Annotated in this window: 16 protein-coding genes; 6 read left to right on the top strand and 10 right to left on the bottom strand. The window is 36.5% G+C overall.

Going from position 1 to position 15,687, the window contains the following annotated elements:
- Positions 1-25: 25 nt before the first annotated feature.
- Both NG809_RS05720 and secG read left to right on the top strand, forming a co-directional pair.
- The gene (locus NG809_RS05720; RefSeq protein WP_262148834.1) at positions 26-2,071 is read left to right on the top strand and encodes a M16 family metallopeptidase; all 2,046 of its coding nucleotides are present in this window, start codon (positions 26-28) and stop codon (positions 2,069-2,071) included.
- A gap of 122 nt (positions 2,072-2,193) precedes the next feature.
- Positions 2,194-2,559: a preprotein translocase subunit SecG gene (gene secG, locus NG809_RS05715; protein WP_262148832.1), complete on the top strand. Its 366-nt coding sequence runs from the start codon at positions 2,194-2,196 to the stop codon at positions 2,557-2,559.
- A gap of 370 nt (positions 2,560-2,929) precedes the next feature.
- Here the strand turns inward: secG and NG809_RS05710 are convergent, their stop codons facing one another.
- Positions 2,930-3,769 (bottom strand): glycosyltransferase family 2 protein, encoded by an 840-nt coding sequence (locus NG809_RS05710; RefSeq protein ID WP_262148831.1) that lies wholly within the window; start codon positions 3,767-3,769, stop codon positions 2,930-2,932.
- 1 nt (position 3,770) lies between these two features.
- Positions 3,771-4,382: a recombination mediator RecR gene (gene recR, locus NG809_RS05705; protein WP_056084704.1), complete on the bottom strand. Its 612-nt coding sequence runs from the start codon at positions 4,380-4,382 to the stop codon at positions 3,771-3,773.
- Positions 4,383-4,612: 230 nt separating this feature from the next.
- Between recR and NG809_RS05700 the strand changes: the two genes are divergently transcribed.
- The 4 genes from NG809_RS05700 (at position 4,613) to NG809_RS05685 (ending at position 8,009) form a co-directional block, all read left to right on the top strand.
- A complete protein-coding gene (locus NG809_RS05700; protein WP_262148828.1) occupies positions 4,613-5,218 on the top strand; it encodes an LURP-one-related/scramblase family protein in 606 nt (201 codons plus the stop codon).
- Positions 5,219-5,285: 67 nt separating this feature from the next.
- Positions 5,286-5,774, top strand: a complete 489-nt coding sequence (locus tag NG809_RS05695) for a hypothetical protein (RefSeq protein WP_262148826.1) — start codon at positions 5,286-5,288, stop codon at positions 5,772-5,774.
- Positions 5,775-5,902: 128 nt separating this feature from the next.
- A complete protein-coding gene (locus tag NG809_RS05690; protein WP_262148824.1) occupies positions 5,903-7,348 on the top strand; it encodes an aminoacyl-histidine dipeptidase in 1,446 nt (481 codons plus the stop codon).
- A gap of 79 nt (positions 7,349-7,427) precedes the next feature.
- The gene (locus NG809_RS05685; protein WP_262148822.1) at positions 7,428-8,009 is read left to right on the top strand and encodes an LOG family protein; all 582 of its coding nucleotides are present in this window, start codon (positions 7,428-7,430) and stop codon (positions 8,007-8,009) included.
- A gap of 232 nt (positions 8,010-8,241) precedes the next feature.
- Here the strand turns inward: NG809_RS05685 and NG809_RS05680 are convergent, their stop codons facing one another.
- From NG809_RS05680 to NG809_RS05650, 8 genes are all read right to left on the bottom strand, one after another.
- Positions 8,242-9,063 carry a flavin reductase family protein gene (locus NG809_RS05680; protein ID WP_262148820.1) on the bottom strand — a complete coding sequence of 274 codons (822 nt, stop codon included), beginning with the start codon at positions 9,061-9,063 and terminating at the stop codon, positions 8,242-8,244.
- 214 nt (positions 9,064-9,277) lie between these two features.
- Entirely contained in the window at positions 9,278-9,706 is a 429-nt protein-coding gene (locus NG809_RS05675; protein WP_262148818.1) for a GxxExxY protein, read from the bottom strand.
- A 98-nt stretch (positions 9,707-9,804) separates the two neighbouring features.
- On the bottom strand, positions 9,805-11,052 hold the full coding sequence (gene fahA / locus NG809_RS05670) for a fumarylacetoacetase (RefSeq protein ID WP_262148816.1): 1,248 nt from the start codon (positions 11,050-11,052) through the stop codon (positions 9,805-9,807).
- Positions 11,053-11,423: 371 nt separating this feature from the next.
- Positions 11,424-11,900 carry a hypothetical protein gene (locus NG809_RS05665; protein ID WP_262148814.1) on the bottom strand — a complete coding sequence of 159 codons (477 nt, stop codon included), beginning with the start codon at positions 11,898-11,900 and terminating at the stop codon, positions 11,424-11,426.
- A gap of 262 nt (positions 11,901-12,162) precedes the next feature.
- On the bottom strand, positions 12,163-13,293 hold the full coding sequence (hppD, locus tag NG809_RS05660; protein ID WP_262148812.1) for a 4-hydroxyphenylpyruvate dioxygenase: 1,131 nt from the start codon (positions 13,291-13,293) through the stop codon (positions 12,163-12,165).
- Between the two features lie 298 nt (positions 13,294-13,591).
- The gene (locus tag NG809_RS05655; RefSeq protein ID WP_262148810.1) at positions 13,592-14,866 is read right to left on the bottom strand and encodes an acetyl-CoA hydrolase/transferase family protein; all 1,275 of its coding nucleotides are present in this window, start codon (positions 14,864-14,866) and stop codon (positions 13,592-13,594) included.
- Positions 14,867-15,187: 321 nt separating this feature from the next.
- A complete protein-coding gene (locus tag NG809_RS18400; protein WP_396124820.1) occupies positions 15,188-15,532 on the bottom strand; it encodes a DUF6169 family protein in 345 nt (114 codons plus the stop codon).
- Positions 15,516-15,665 (bottom strand): hypothetical protein, encoded by a 150-nt coding sequence (locus NG809_RS05650; protein WP_262148809.1) that lies wholly within the window; start codon positions 15,663-15,665, stop codon positions 15,516-15,518. Before NG809_RS05650 ends, NG809_RS18400 begins: the two co-directional genes overlap by 17 nt.
- Positions 15,666-15,687 lie beyond the last annotated feature (22 nt).

Here is a 15,687-nt window from a genome sequence, read left to right as displayed (position 1 = left end):
AATTATACCCCTTAAATTTTTACAAATGAAAAAGCAATTAACATATATAGCAGCGGCATTTTTATTCTCAGGAATGCTTACTGCACAGAAAATTGACCTGAATGCAATGCCGAAAGCAGGGCCAACACCTACAATCAACATTGCTCAGCCAAAAACATTCCAGTTAAAAAACGGATTAACTGTGATGGTGGTTGAAAACAACAAGTTGCCTAGAGTAAACATGAGCCTTTCTATGGACAGACAGCCTTACTATGAAGGACCTGTAACAGGAGTAAGCGAAATCATGGCTGATCAGTTGGGTAATGGAACTACAACTTTAAGCAAAGACGAATTTAATAAGAAAATTGATTATCTGGGTGCCAACTTAGGTTTCAATTCCGGAGGCGCTTCTTCCAATTCACTTTCAAAATATTTCCCTGAAGTTTTAAATTTAATGGCGGATGCAATCATTAACCCTAAATTTTCTGCAGACGAAATTCAGAAATCTAAAGAAAGATCTATTGAAGGCATTAAAAGTGAAGAAAAAAATGCTTCATCTATCGCTTCAAGGGTTTCCAACGCTTTGGTTTACGGTAAAAACACATCAAGAGGAGAATTTGAAACGATTGAATCAATCAATAAAATTCAGCTGGCTGATGTACAGAATGTTTACAAAAAATATTACGCTCCAGACAACGCATATCTTGTAATTGTAGGTGATGTAAAGTTTGATAAAGTGAAACCAATGGTTGAAAAAGCTTTTGCCAACTGGAAAAAAGCCAATACCACCTTTCCTGCTCTTGAGCCAGCCACAAATGTTGCCAAAACAGAAATCAATGTTGTAGATGTACCAACCGCAGTGCAATCTGTGGTATCCGTAGGAAACATCAACAGCTTGAAAATGAAAGATGCAAACTATTTCCCTGCAACAATAGCCAACTACATCCTTGGTGGAGGAGGTGAAGCAAGACTTTTCATGAATCTTCGTGAGAAAAACGGTTTTACTTATGGAGCTTATTCAAATATGAGCGCAAGCAAATATTCCCCTGAATTTTCGGCGGATGCGAGCGTAAGAAATGAAGTTACAGATAAAGCTGTGAAAGAGTTCATGAACGAAATCAACGGGATTTCTTCTGTGAAAGCTGACGAATTGGCAAACGCAAAAGCAAAACTGAAAGGAAGTTTCATTATGTCTCTTGAGCAGCCTGCTACTATCGCAAGATTTGCAGTGAGCCAGAAAGTAAATGATCTTCCGGCAGATTTTTATACCAATTACTTAAAATCAATTGACAAAGTTACTGCTGCAGATGTTTCAAATGCTGTGAAAGCCACCGTTTATCCTAACCAGAGCAGAATTTTCATAGCTGGTAAAGCTTCTGATATTTCTGAAGGTCTTGAGAAATTAGGCTATCCGGTAAAATATTACGACAGTAATGCCAATCCTGTTGCTAAACCAACCGCCCAAAAAGTTGATTCCGGCGTAACCGTAGCTACAGTTGCCGATAAATATATCGCTGCAATCGGAGGTAAGGCAAATCTTGCAAAAGTGAACTCCTACTCTGTGAATGCGACTATGTCTATGCAGGGACAAACCATTGATATCAAAAATGTAAAAGCTCAAGGCGGTAAAGAGCTTAATTTGATTAGCATGGGTGCAATGACTCTTCAAAAGCAGGTCTTTGACGGTAAAACAGGATATTCTGAGCAGCAGGGACAGAAAGTTCCGATGGCGAAGGAAGAAATTGCAGACAGAATGAAAAACACTGAGCTGTTTGAAGAACTTGGTTTCGCAAAATCTGCGGATCTGAAAATTGCAGGTATTGAAAAAGTGGGTGGAGAAGATTCTTACGTAGTAAAAGGTGGCGACACAACATATTATTACAGTGTAAAATCTGGTCTTAAAACAGGTGAAACCAAAACAGTTAAAGCTCAGGGGCAGGAACTAACGATTCCTACGCTTTTTTCAAATTACAAAGATGTTGCTGGTGTGAAAATGCCTTACACCATCACGGTAAACCAAATGGGAATGGATATGACGATGGAAGTAAAATCTATCGAAGTAAACCAGGCAAAAGATGCTGATTTCAAATAATAATCAACATAATTAATCTGAACGGCAACTTTTGTTGCCGTTTTTTATTTTAAAGGAAATCTTTATTTTGCCGTTCGCCAAAAAAAGATTAAATTTGCCCATTCAAAAAGATATCAAAATTAATGGAGACTATATTTATACTATTGATGGTTCTTATTATGATTGCCAGCGTTTTATTGGTAATCGTTATCATGGCACAGAACCCTAAAGGAGGAGGCCTTTCAAGTACTTTCGGAGGTGCTTCATCTGCACAGTTTGGCGTACAGAGAACCAATGATTTTATGGAAAAAGCAACCTGGACTTTGGGTGCAGTAATCATCATTTTGATTTTGGTAAGTGTAGTTATTACAGGAAAGCCAACTGCAAAAGCTCCGGCTCTTCCAACATCAAAAGAAGCTCCGGCATCTCAGGGTGCAGCTCCGGCACAATCTGCACCGGCTACACAAAGTGCACCGGCACAAACTACTCCGGTAGCTCCAGCAAAATAATCAGAACGATTTATATAAAACTAAGGCAACTTCATTTCGGAGTTGCTTTTTTGTTTGAATTAAGATTTTATCTGATTCGATAAATGTAATTTTAATATCAATAGGAATGGGCTTGTCATCCTGAGCTTGCCGAAGGAAGCCCATTTTACAAGAAATATAATCTTTATGGCTTCAGCCGAAACTTAGAGCCTGTTTAAATTTCATCAAAATTAATTTCCCCAACCCTAAAGGGAGTTAATTTTGATGAAATTTTCAAGGCATTTTTCCATCCTTTAGAGTTGGGGGAAAGAAAAATGACCTGAAATATATTTTTAATCATTTTTTAAACAGGCTCTAAGTATTAAAAAATTTCGAAAATATTTTGTCAGGCTTATTTAAGCTTTATCTGCTCAATTTTATGCCTTAATTTCAATCCCGCTTTCAGAAATGAATATTGTACAGGCTTTTGAATTTTATAGTATTTATCAATGAAAATCTGCATTGCCCCGTAAAATCTTTCCAAATAAATTTCATCTTTTATCGTGCTTTCGCCTTTATGATGAAGGATGGAAACTTTTCCGTAATAATAATTTTTTAATCCTTTCTGAAGAAAAGTATAGCAAAGATCTACATCTTCGCCGTACATAAAATACCTTTCATCAAGACCTCCGGAATTTTCGTAAACTTCTTTTTTACATAGGAAAAATGCGCCGGTAATGACTTCTACTTCAGCAACATCAAATTCATTAATATCATTTCGGTAATAGGATTTTGAATTGTTCTTTTTAAAACCGGTAAAGAGTTTTTCAAAAGAATTAAACATGTCCGGAACGGCTCTTTTGCTTTCCGGTAGAAAGTTTCCGTTGGCATCGTGCATTCTTACGCCGAGGCATCCGAAATCAGTTTTAGAATCAGCAAAATTTAAAATTTCATCTAAATAAAAACCTTCCAGTTCGGTATCCGGATTTAAAAGTAAAATGTATTCACCTGACGCCGTTTTTACCGCTTTATTATTGGCTTTGGCAAAACCTTCATTATTTTCCGAAGCAATAAAATGTACTTTAGGAAATTCCGGAATTAAATCTCCCCACGAGCTGTCCGTAGATTTGTTATCCACCACAATCACTTCGTAATCAATATCTTTTGCGTATTTGTCAATGGAAATTAAACAAGATCTCAAAAGTTGAGTCACATTATAATTAACGATGATGATTGAAAGTTTTGGAGTCATTTTAATCTTTTTCGTTGTATGGAAGCCTGTTGATAATTGACCTTCCGAGAGAAATTTCATCGGCATATTCCAGTTCGTCACCCACGGAGATTCCTCTGGCGATGCTGGAAAACTGTATTCCCGAATTCTTGAATTTTTTATAAATGTAGTATGCCGTTGTATCGCCTTCCATCGTTGCGCTCAGAGCAAAAATAAACTCTTTGGCCAAGCCTTGCTGTAACTTCTTTTCAATGCTCGGAATGTTGAGTTGATGAGGTCCAACGCCGTCCATCGGAGAAATTTTCCCGCCGAGAATCAGGTATTTTCCTCTGTATTTTCCGGTGTTTTCTATGGCAATCACATCCCGTACATCTTCCACAATGCAGATCAGCTCGTCGCTGCGTTTTTCGTTGCTACAGATTTCGCAAATGTCATAATCTGAAAAATTGTGGCATTCACGGCAGTACTTGATTTCATTCACGAGACTAATGATCGAAGTGCCCAGACCTGTTGCTCTGGAGTTGGGTTGTTTGAGTAAATGAAGTGCAAGCCGCAAAGCCGTTTTCTTACCAATTCCGGGTAATCCCGAAATTTCTTCAACTGCTTTTGCCAAAACTTTACTTGGATAATCCATTGCACAAAAATAAGATTTTCGATTCAGAAAAGTAATGATTTCAATAATGTTTGGAATGAAATTTCATAGGTTTTTTACTTTTTGTTTTGTGAATGATGAGAATTTACATTTTGGATGTTTTGATGTGAACTGTTTTTAATTCAGATGGTTTAAAACTGTACATGTTTTGCATTTTATCTTCGGCAAAAAACTTTATCTTTGAATTTCAAACAATAAACAGAAAAAAAATTATGGCACTTAACAACCTCAATTATCCGCTGGATTTCAAATTCAAGCTGACTACGCTGGCAAGCGATTTCAACATCACCGACAAAAACGGAAATGCCGTAGCGTACGTGCGTCAGAAAATGTTTAAACTGAAAGAAGATGTTGTCGTTTTTGAAAATGACAGCAAAACAAAAGAACTTTTCAGGATCAAAGCCAACCAATGGATTGATTTTAATGCTTCGTATTCCCTTACCGAAATTGCGACCGGAAAAAGCTTCGGAAGATTGGCGAGAAAAGGCATGCGTTCGATCTGGAAATCAACTTACGATGTACTTGATACCAATGACAAAGCGAAATTTACCATCACTGAAGACAAAGCATGGGTGAAATTTCTTGATGGCATGGTGGGCGAAATTCCTGTTATAGGTATGTTTACAGGATATTTCCTAAATCCTACCTACACTGTAAGAGGGATTGACGGAAAAGATTATTTTAAACTGAAAAAAATGCCGTCGATGTTTGGAAGAAGATTTCAACTCGATAGAATGATCGATATTGATGATGAAGACGAAAGTTTGGTGATCCTTTCTTTGCTAATGATGATTTTGCTGGAAAGAGCAAGAGGGTAAGTTGCGTTTAGCTTCTGGTAACTGGCTTTTGGCTTAAATTTTAGGTTTTTTTAAATTACTACTTCAAATGAAATATATTTTTGTTTTCGCAACTGCACTTTTATTGACAGCCTGCAAAAAAGAAACTCAAACTGATACCAACAAAGGTTCCGACAGCACAGAGATTCTGAAGAAAGATTCTATCATCGAAAAACCGAATTCGGCGATTTCGGTGGAAACTTTTCCTTTTCCAACGGAAATTAAGGAATGTTCCTGCTATTTTGCACGCAGCAAGAAAGATTTTGAAAACGAAAATTATATTTACGCAGATAATGCCGGAACTTTAGCTTACATGAAAATTGATGGAAAGCGTCTTGCTTTGCCCCTGATTTCGTCAAGTGACATGGAAGTAGATGATGTTTTAACCAAAGAAATTGAGAATGAAAATTACAAGATTTCAGTAAAAGGTAAAAAATTGAAATCCGAAGAAGCCATGCTTTTTGACGGAACTTTAACCATCGAAAAACCAGATGGAACTAAAACTGTCATTCCGATTTATGGAGAGTGTGGTTGTTAAATGGCTGTTGGCCATTTGCGATTAGCTTTTGGCTTTTCGCACCCAACACCCCTCATCCATCTTTAAAAAATCCTGCCTGAATTTCGGGAGCATTTTTTTTATCCGTAATTTTGATAAAAATAAATTTTATGGAACTATCAAACATAGAACCGCAGATTATCTGGAAGAATTTTTCCAAATTGAATGCTGTTCCGAGACCGTCTAAAAAAGAAGAAAGAGTGATCGCTTTCATCAAAGAATTCGGCGAAAATTTAGGCTTGGAAACAACTGTAGATGAAGTTGGAAATGTTATTATTAAAAAACCAGCCACCTCAGGAATGGAAAACCGTAAATCCATCGTAATGCAGTCGCATTTGGATATGGTTTGTCAGAAAAATAACGATGTCAATTTTGATTTTGAAACTCAGGGAATCCAAATGGAAGTTGAAGGCGACTGGGTGAAGGCGAAAGGTACAACTTTAGGCGCTGACAACGGTTTGGGTGTGGCAACGATTATGTCGGTTTTGGAAAGTTCAGACATTCCGCATCCTGATTTGGAGGCTTTGTTTACCATCGATGAAGAAACAGGAATGACCGGTGCTTTAGGTTTAAAACCTGGACAATTGACCGGACAGATTCTCTTAAATTTAGATACAGAAGAAGATGACGAAATCGATATCGGATGTGCCGGTGGAATTGACGTTACCATTAATCAAAACTACCCGACAGAAGCCGCAGACGGACAGATCGTAAGAATAGAAGTGAAAGGTCTGCAGGGTGGACATTCAGGGATGGATATTCACAAAGGTTTTGGGAACGCTAACGTTATTTTGGGAAGAATTCTTTACAAAGGTGTAGCCAATGAGAATATCCAACTGATTTCTATCGACGGTGGAAGTCTTAGAAATGCAATTCCGAGAGAGGCGGTGGCTCTGGTTTCTGTAAGAAATTCAGCTGAGTTTATCGAAAATGTAACCGAAGGAATTAAAAAAGAAATTTTAGAAGAATTCGCTTCAATAGAGACCGGACTACAAATCAATATTGAAAATTCTACAAGTTCTGATCAAGCACTTTCTCAGGAAGATTCAAAGAAAATTATTCTGGTTTTGAAATCACTTCACAACGGTGTTTATAGAATGAGTCCGGATGTTCAGGATTTGGTAGAATCATCAAATAACGTCGCAAGAGTTGAGTTGAAGGAAGGTGGGTTGAAGATTTTAAATCTTTCAAGATCGTCAGTTGATTCATCGAAAGATTCTGTTGCCGAACAGTTGAAATCTGTTGCCGAACTGGCAGGAATGAATGTAGAATTCAGCGGTTCATATCCAGGCTGGAAACCAAAACCCGGTTCTGAAATCGTTCAGATGATGGAAAAAATCTACACCGAAAAATTCAGCGAAAAACCTCACGTTGTCGCCTGTCATGCAGGTTTGGAGTGCGGAATCATCGGCGCCAATTATCCCGAAATGGAAATGGTAAGCTACGGCCCGACCATCAGAGGAGCACACTCTCCCGACGAAAAAGCAAGCATTTCTTCCACCCAGAAATTCTGGGGTTTTACGAAGGATATTTTAGCGAATATTCCTTTGAAATAAAATTATAAATACATTTTTTAAATATCCAAAGTCTTTTGATTTTGGATATTTTTAGTTTGCAAATAATGAAAATAAACAAATGAAAAGTATCACAGTTTTCTGCGGATCGAGTTTCGGTTCGGACGAAAAATATAAAGAGCAGGCAGTTTTGCTCGGAAAGACTTTAGCAAAACAAAAAATTCAACTCATCTACGGCGGTGCCAACGTAGGATTGATGGGCGCTGTCGCTGATGGCGTTTTATCTGAAGGTGGTAAGGCGATCGGCGTTCTTCCTCACTTTTTACAGTCAAAGGAAATTGCACACACGCATCTTACCGAACTGATTTTGGTGGAAACCATGCACGAGAGAAAAACCAAAATGAATGACCTCTGCGACGGTGTCATCGTACTTCCCGGCGGTTACGGAACTCTGGAAGAATTTTTTGAAATGATCACCTGGGCACAGCTCGGACTTCACAAAAAACCAATCGCCATTCTCAATATTGACGGATTTTACGATGATCTGATCAAACTGGTTCAGACAATGGTTAATAAAGGATTTTTAAAACAAATCAATCAGGAAATGCTATTGGTGAGCGAAAATATTGATGAGCTTTTAGAGAAAATGAGAAATTATCAGGCTCCGACAGTTGGGAAATGGATTTCCAAAGAGGAAGTGTGAAAGATCCTTACCTGCAGATCATGAACAGCAAGACTCCCGAAGATTTTTCTTCAGGAGTTTTTTAGAGCCTTTATAAAAATGATTAAAAAAGAAATTTTCAAGTCATTTTTTCTTTTCCCCCAACCCTAAAGGGTGGAAAAATGCCTTGAAAATTTCATCGAAATTAACTCCCTTTAGGGTCGGGAAAATTAATTTTGATGAAATTTAAACATTGTCTTATAAATAAAAATTTTTAATTTATTAAAACCTTCCAGGCCTCATCAATTTTACTTTCTAGCAAAAACTTCTGAGCTTCCAGATGAATATTTTCGTCGTCATGACAGTTTTCTGATGGTAAAACTTCTACATTCGCAAGCATTCCCAAGTCGTTTCCTGTAAAGACTTTGCTGAGTTTGATGGAGTCGGGGAGAAGGTCGAAACCAATTCCTTTCGTTACCAAAGGTTTCGGAACTTCAAAAAGGCTGTTCTCATTGCTTCTTGAATAAAAATTTCCACCCAAACGGGCTACCATATCCAGTTTTGCCTGATCCGGATTTCCTTCCTCATTCAGATATTCTTCTCTGATGTGGATTTTCTGAACTTCACAAATCACAAGATTTCCGGCACCGCCCTGATCTCCCAAAGATTTTACTTCCAAAACTTTACATTCAAAATTTACGGGGCATTCTTCAATTAATTTTGGCTGAACCAAATCAGCATCTTTCATCGTCAATCCCGACTTTATAAACTCATTTACACCATCCCCATATTCGGTTGATGCCAAAGAAATCTGCTGCACAATCGGGAAATTGACTGTCCCAATCACCACTTCCGGAACTTCCAGAACATTTTCCAAAGTGTGTTTCGTTGTATTGTCCCGAACTCTTCTCGAAGGTGAAAAAATCAAAATCGGCGGCACCGTACTGAACATATTAAAAAAGCTGAAAGGCGATAAATTGCTGTTGCCGTCTTTATCAATAGTTGAAGCCAAAGCTATAGGTCGTGGCGAAACGGCTGTCTGCATTATTGTCTGCAGCTGAACGGCGGTTATTTCTGATGGGATTACTGTTTTCATTTTTTAGATAAAATTAATTTGACACATGAGTCACATTAGATTTTAGTTTATATGTTTGAAAATATTTTAGAGCACATAAGTCTGAAAATCAAAGATTTTCAGGTGAATCACTTTTTTCATTTTCAATAATTAATTTGACACATAAGTCACCTTCGATTTTAGTTTTAATCTCTGAAAATTTCTTAGAAGATATAAGTCTGAAAATCAAATATTTTCAGGATGGGAGTGTTTCAAAATCTTTGCTTACAAATGTTTCAGTTCCTTCATGGTATAAATTATAGACATTAAAATTGACCAATATAGATTTTGGAACTTTTAAAAGATTCATATAATTCATTGTCTGCGCCTTGTGGATTTTATGGAATTGATCTGCTGATTTTATTTCCAAAACAATCAAATCTTCAATTAGAAAATCACATTTTACTTTGCAGTCGATACTAAGTTCTTTATAGATCAAAGGAATTTGTAGTTCACTGCGATATTTTAATCCTAACAAATCAAATTCTCTTTCCAGACACTTATGATAAACATCCTCGTAAAGACCTGGACCAACAATTTTATGAACTTCAATACATGCACCTACAATTTTGTATGTAAGTTCATTTATGTATTTCTTCGTTACTTCCATGATAATTATTAACATTCACATCGAAAATCTTTGATTTTCAATCTTATGTGATCTAATTTACGCAAACAATATAACTCCTTTGTGACTAATGTGTTAAATCTCGCAGTCAAAATTTATTTAGCAGGAATAATTTTACCCGAAACTTCCCCGAAACCTACTCTCACACCATCTTTTTCAGCCCAAGCTTTCATCGTTACCGTATCGTTGTCGTTGATGAATTTTCTTTCTTCGCCGTTGCTTAATGTGATTGGATTTTGTCCTCTCCAAGTCAGTTCAAGCATAGAGCCGAAAGATTTTGGGTCGCTACCTGAGATGGTTCCGCTGGCGTACATATCTCCGACTTCAACGTTACAGCCGTTTACTGTGTGATGAGCAAGTTGCTGCGTCATATTCCAGTACATGTGTTTGTAATTGCTTTCAGAAATGAGGTTTTCTTCGCCGTTTTCGGGTTGTAAATATACTTCAAGATTGATGTCGTAATTTTTGTCTCCTTCAAATTTTAAATAATCCAAAACTTCAGGATCCTGAGTTGGAGAAGTCGTTTTGAATGGTTCTAAAGCTTCCAGAGTAACCACCCACGGAGAAACTGACGAGCCGAAATTTTTTGCTAAAAACGGTCCAAGCGGAACGTATTCCCAAGCCTGAATATCTCTCGCCGACCAATCGTTGAAAACCACCATTCCGAAGATAGCATCTTCAGCATTTTTAGTTGAAATAGTTTCACCCATTTCTGTGTTTTTATTCAGGATGAAGGCCATTTCCAGTTCAAAATCCAATTGTTTTGATGGTCCGAAAACTGGTTTATCAGCATCTGCAGGTTTGGTTTGCCCGTTCGGACGGTTGATTTCTGTACCTGAAACGACGATAGATGAAGCTCTCCCATGATAACCCACTGGCAAATGTTTCCAGTTTGGAAGCAATGCATTGGCAGGATCTCTGAACATTTTTCCTACATTGGTGGCGTGCTCAATGCTGCTGTAGAAATCAGTATAGTTTGGAACATGAACCGGCATCATCATTTTCACCTGATCCAAATCGTAGAACGCAGCTTCAATTGTTTTTTCGTCTTTAGACAAAATAGAACCTTCCAGAAGTAATTCCTGAAGTTTAAGACGGACTGCGTTGGTTACAGGTTTTTCAAGCTCGATAAATTCGTTTAATGAGTATGCTTCAAAAACGTTGTCTTCAAGACCTTTAATATTTTCAAAATAATCAAGGTCATACAATGTCGCCAGATCAATCACCTGATCACCGATTCTTGTACAGCAAGCGATAAATTCTTTATTAAACACCGCTACTCCGAAAGGAATATTGTGTATCGAAAAGTCTGAATCTGAATTATATTCTACAAATGATTTCATAATTTTTTAATTTTTTATTGCACAAATTTTTTCGAATTCCACTAATTTAAGTGTGATCGTTTTTTGAAATTTCTATGCAGTTTGTTAAATGTTTATTTAGATGGTTTCAAATCTATTTAACTTTTAAAGCTTGTTTAAATTTTTAACGATTAAACTTTATGGCTCAAAAACTCTTCGACAAGCTCAGAGTGACACCGCTAAATTGAGTGATTAGTATTAGATTTGTCAGTCTGAGCCTGTCGAAGACTAAATTAATCAAACTATTAAAAATCAATTTAAGTAAATTATTTGATGATTTTTTAATAGGCTCCCAATTATTAGCAGGATAGTTCTGCAAGCCAAAAGCTAAAAGCCATTTGCCAACAGCTTAACTAATTTTTAGAAGATTTCGCTTTTGAAAAAGATGCTTCATCAATCCAACGGTCTTTGCTGTTGACGTCGATGAGGTAAAGAATGTCATCCAGTTTAGTCAGCAAAAGCGTTTTGGTAACAGGAATCGGAACTTTTTTGTTTTCAAGCATATCGGCTCTTAAAGAAACAATATTTTTTCTGCTTCTCACAATATCTCCGGAAAATACATTCGATGTACTTTGATTGGTGGCTTTATCGTCAAACATTTCTACGTAAGTTGCATTTTTTCCTTTGATGACAATGAAATTTCTTTCTGTGTGATCCTTAAAATCTTTAATCAAGACAAATTTTTTATCATCAATATTGACATCGCTTAAATTTTGATTAATGCCTTTTCTTTCCTCCAGTTTTGTAAGGATAGCATTGATACTTCCGTATTGAGCATTGGCAAAAAAACTAGCCCCAATAAGCATTAATCCGCTGAAAATTTTGTTCATAATCCTGTGTTTATAAAAAGTTTTGTCAGGATGGTTTGTCCTGACAAAACTGATGATTTAATAATGTTGAATGTAAAAACATTTAAATTAATTTAAAACATTAAGTTATTTTAGTCTTTAAGTTTTCTTAAGATTTAGATAAATCTAAAATTAAGCGATACGCTTACTAAATATCTTTAGATATTCCTTAAAAAATCTTAACTCATTAATTTTCTTAATGGTTTAAAATTTCAACGTCTTAATTCTTTATTTGATTTAAAATTTAAAGATTTCCTCTTTTTTCCTGCTCTCTTTCCAAAGCTTCAAATAATGCTTTGAAATTACCGGCACCGAAGCTCTGAGCCCCGTGTCTTTCGATGATTTCGAAGAATAGGGTAGGACGGTCTTCAACTGGTTTTGTGAAAATCTGAAGCAAATAACCTTCCTCATCATGGTCAATCAGGATGCCTAAGCTCTGAAGTTTTTTGATGTCTTCGTCGATGTGACCCACTCTTTCAGGAACCATATCATAGTAAGCTTCCGGTGGAGCAGAAAGGAATTCCACACCTCTTTTTTTCAATTCAGTAACCGTGTGAATAATGTCTTTTGTTGCTACTGCAATGTGCTGAACACCTTCTCCTTCGTAGAAATCAAGATATTCTTCTACCTGAGATTTCTTTTTACCTTCTGCAGGCTCGTTGATAGGGAATTTTGCAAAACCGTTTCCGTTAGACATTACTTTAGACATCAATGCAGAATATTCCGTGTTAATCTGTTTGTCGTCAAAAGAAAGGATGTTCACAAAGCCCATTACTTTCTCGTACCATTCAACAGTAGGGATCATTCTGTCCCAGTCTACATTTCCTACACAGTGGTCAACGTACAGTAATCCTGCTTCTTCAGGCTTGTAATCGCTTTCCCACTTTTGGTAGCCAGGCATGAAAGGTCCTGTATAATTTTTTCTTTCGATGAACATGTGAACGGTTTCTCCGTAAGTGTAAATTCCGGACATTCTTACTTCGCCAAATTCGTCAGTTAAAGTTGTTGGTTCCAAATAAGGTTTTCCACCTCTTTTTGTAGTTTCTTCGAAAGCTGAATAGGCATCATCAACCCAAAGTGCCAGAATTTTAACACCATCGCCATGTTTTTTTACATGCTCACTAATTGGCGAGTCAGATTTTAAACCTGTAGTTAGGATTAATCTGATTTTTCCCTGCTGAAGAACGTAGGATGCACGATCTCTCACACCCGTCTCAGGACCGGCATATGCAACCGACTGAAAACCGAATGCTGTCTTATAATAATGAGCTGCCTGCTTTGCATTTCCCACATAAAACTCGATATAATCTGTACCGTTAATTGGCAAAAAGTTCTCTGCCTGAGCAATTTTTTCGGCAAATGTTAATGTTGACATATTTTCTGTATTTTACTTTTATTGATGTTGCAAATTACAAAATTCTGCGATAATGTTAAAATTGAAACAATCCGCTGAAAGTTAAAGTTTTAATAAAAAACAAAACCTGATAAACACACCAGTCACATCAGGTTTCCTAACTGTTTGAAAATATTTCCGACCACATCAGAGAAAATCAAAGATTTTCGGTTATTCCTCATAAAAATCTTTGATTTTTAAATCTCATGTGCTCTAAAAATATCCTCAATAATTTAAACTAAAACTCAGGTGACTGATGTGTCAAAGATTTATATCTATTTTAATGTTTAAATCTCTCAAAAGCCGCTCTCTCCAACATCTCTCTGTCATCAGGATGCGCAATGCTGATTAATTCCTGAGCTCGCTGTCTAAGATTTTTACCGTAGAGATAAACGCTTCCGTATTCTGTAACTACCCAGTGAATGTGACCTCTGGTCGTCACAACTCCAGCTCCCTGTTTCAGGAAAGGTACAATTCTCGAAACGCCTCTTTTCGTCCTTGAAGTGATGGCAATAATTGGTTTTCCATCGTCACTTAATGCTGCTCCACGCATAAAATCCATTTGTCCGCCGATACCGCTGTATTGCATGGTTCCGATAGAATCTGCGCAGACTTGACCTGTCAAATCGATTTCAATGGCTGAATTGATAGCAACCATTTTATGATTTCTCATAATATTAATCGGGAAATTGACCGTGCTTACATCATCGAAAGAAAAAACGGTGTTATCATCAACATAATCGTATAATTTTCTCGTCCCGAAACAGAAACTCGTGATGGTTTTATTGTCATTATAACCTTTGTATTTATTGTTGATAACGTCATTTTGAATTAAATCAATCACCCCGTCGCTCAGCATTTCGGTGTGAACGCCTAAGTCTTTGTGATTTCCCAGACATTTTAAAACCGCATCAGGAATAGTTCCGATACCCATTTGTAAAGTCGATCTGTCGTCGATAAGTTCGGCAACGTTTTTCCCTACCAGCATTTCATCAGGACCTACTTTTGCGCCGTAATCTACTGTTGGAAGCTCTTCTTCATGCCAAACCAATTTATGAATTTTACTGATGTGAAGCATTCCGTCGCCGTGCGTTCTTGGCATCAAAGGATTTACAATTGCTACGATAATTTTTGCAGTATCGACGGCTGCTCTGGCAACATCTACAGAGGTTCCCAATGTACAGAAACCATGTTTATCGGGCGGCGAAACCGTAATCAAAGCAACATCCAGCGGCAGAATATTTTTTCTGAATAAGATTGGAATTTCACTTAAAAAAACCGGAACAAAATCTCCCCGGTCAGAATTGACTGCATCACGTACCGGCGTCGAAACAAAAAGTGAATTCACAAAAAATTTGTCTTTGTACTCAGGTTTTGCGATTTCCACATTTCCCTGTTGGGTAATGGAGACCATTTCCACATTATCCAGACGGTGAGACTGTCTTGCCAGCTCATCAATCAAATGATTTGGAGTACACGCGCTTCCATGAAAAAACACACGGTTACCGCTTTTAATGGTATAAATAGCTTCTTCTGCACTGATATAATTATACATATTCTTAAATTTTATAGCTAGATTCTACGATTATCTTTAATCCATTAAAGATAGCTCATCTTATTTTTACAGACTATAAATAAGAGAAAATATTTGTCATGTTTTAGTGAAACTTGAGCGAAAAAAAAGGACTGAAATTGAAATTCAGTCCCTACTTTTATTATAATTATTTTTCCTCATTGAGTACTTTTTCGATTTGGTAATAAATTTCCAACAATTTTTCATGATTAGAATTTTCTTTATGAGACATAAAAGATGTATGAAGATACTGAATCGTAGATTCATCAATATTCAATTTTATAATATTATCGATTTTAATGATTATATTTTTATACTCTGAATTTGATACCATCTGTCGAATATTCTATGTCTTGATTCAGCTTTCTGATTATCCTCTGAACATACATAGATTAAACTATTTTCTGTTTTTTGAAAAAATTTATCTACAATATTTTCAATCGTTTTTGAAACTTTGGCGTCAAATGGTTCTAATTCGTTACTTGTCTTTTCAATGATTAACTGAAAAATATTAGGAATTTCTTCTCCCGAAATAGCTGAAAAAGTTTCGTCAACAACAAATATAACTCGATATAGAATATTGTTTTTAGTTGCGAAATTATACGTGTTTGTTATGGAGTCAAAAACGTAATTATAATGGTTTTGCAAACTTAATTCCTTTTTTTTCTAATGTCTGAATTGAAGTTTCTCCTTTGATGTATGAACGTACGGCTTCCTTATCAGCTATCATTTTAGATATTGATTTGATAATTATTTCCTTTTTTATTGCTTCCTTTTTCATACTTTACAAAGATACAAATTTA

The sequence above is a fragment of the Chryseobacterium foetidum genome, assembly GCF_025457425.1.
Classification (GTDB): domain Bacteria; phylum Bacteroidota; class Bacteroidia; order Flavobacteriales; family Weeksellaceae; genus Chryseobacterium; species Chryseobacterium foetidum.
This window is presented reverse-complemented; position numbering and strand designations above follow the sequence as displayed.

Excerpts from the sequence above, each read along its gene's own strand:
- NG809_RS05720 (WP_262148834.1), top strand. The coding sequence starts at position 26 with ATGAAAAAGCAATTAACATATATAGCAGCGGCATTTTTATTCTCAGGA.
- secG (WP_262148832.1), top strand. The coding sequence starts at position 2,194 with ATGGAGACTATATTTATACTATTGATGGTTCTTATTATGATTGCCAGC.
- NG809_RS05710 (WP_262148831.1), bottom strand. The coding sequence starts at position 3,769 with ATGACTCCAAAACTTTCAATCATCATCGTTAATTATAATGTGACTCAA.
- recR (WP_056084704.1), bottom strand. The coding sequence starts at position 4,382 with ATGGATTATCCAAGTAAAGTTTTGGCAAAAGCAGTTGAAGAAATTTCG.
- NG809_RS05700 (WP_262148828.1), top strand. The coding sequence starts at position 4,613 with ATGGCACTTAACAACCTCAATTATCCGCTGGATTTCAAATTCAAGCTG.
- NG809_RS05695 (WP_262148826.1), top strand. The coding sequence starts at position 5,286 with ATGAAATATATTTTTGTTTTCGCAACTGCACTTTTATTGACAGCCTGC.
- NG809_RS05690 (WP_262148824.1), top strand. The coding sequence starts at position 5,903 with ATGGAACTATCAAACATAGAACCGCAGATTATCTGGAAGAATTTTTCC.
- NG809_RS05685 (WP_262148822.1), top strand. The coding sequence starts at position 7,428 with ATGAAAAGTATCACAGTTTTCTGCGGATCGAGTTTCGGTTCGGACGAA.
- NG809_RS05680 (WP_262148820.1), bottom strand. The coding sequence starts at position 9,063 with ATGAAAACAGTAATCCCATCAGAAATAACCGCCGTTCAGCTGCAGACA.
- NG809_RS05675 (WP_262148818.1), bottom strand. The coding sequence starts at position 9,706 with ATGTTAATAATTATCATGGAAGTAACGAAGAAATACATAAATGAACTT.
- fahA (WP_262148816.1), bottom strand. The coding sequence starts at position 11,052 with ATGAAATCATTTGTAGAATATAATTCAGATTCAGACTTTTCGATACAC.
- NG809_RS05665 (WP_262148814.1), bottom strand. The coding sequence starts at position 11,900 with ATGAACAAAATTTTCAGCGGATTAATGCTTATTGGGGCTAGTTTTTTT.
- hppD (WP_262148812.1), bottom strand. The coding sequence starts at position 13,293 with ATGTCAACATTAACATTTGCCGAAAAAATTGCTCAGGCAGAGAACTTT.
- NG809_RS05655 (WP_262148810.1), bottom strand. The coding sequence starts at position 14,866 with ATGTATAATTATATCAGTGCAGAAGAAGCTATTTATACCATTAAAAGC.
- NG809_RS05650 (WP_262148809.1), bottom strand. The coding sequence starts at position 15,665 with ATGAAAAAGGAAGCAATAAAAAAGGAAATAATTATCAAATCAATATCT.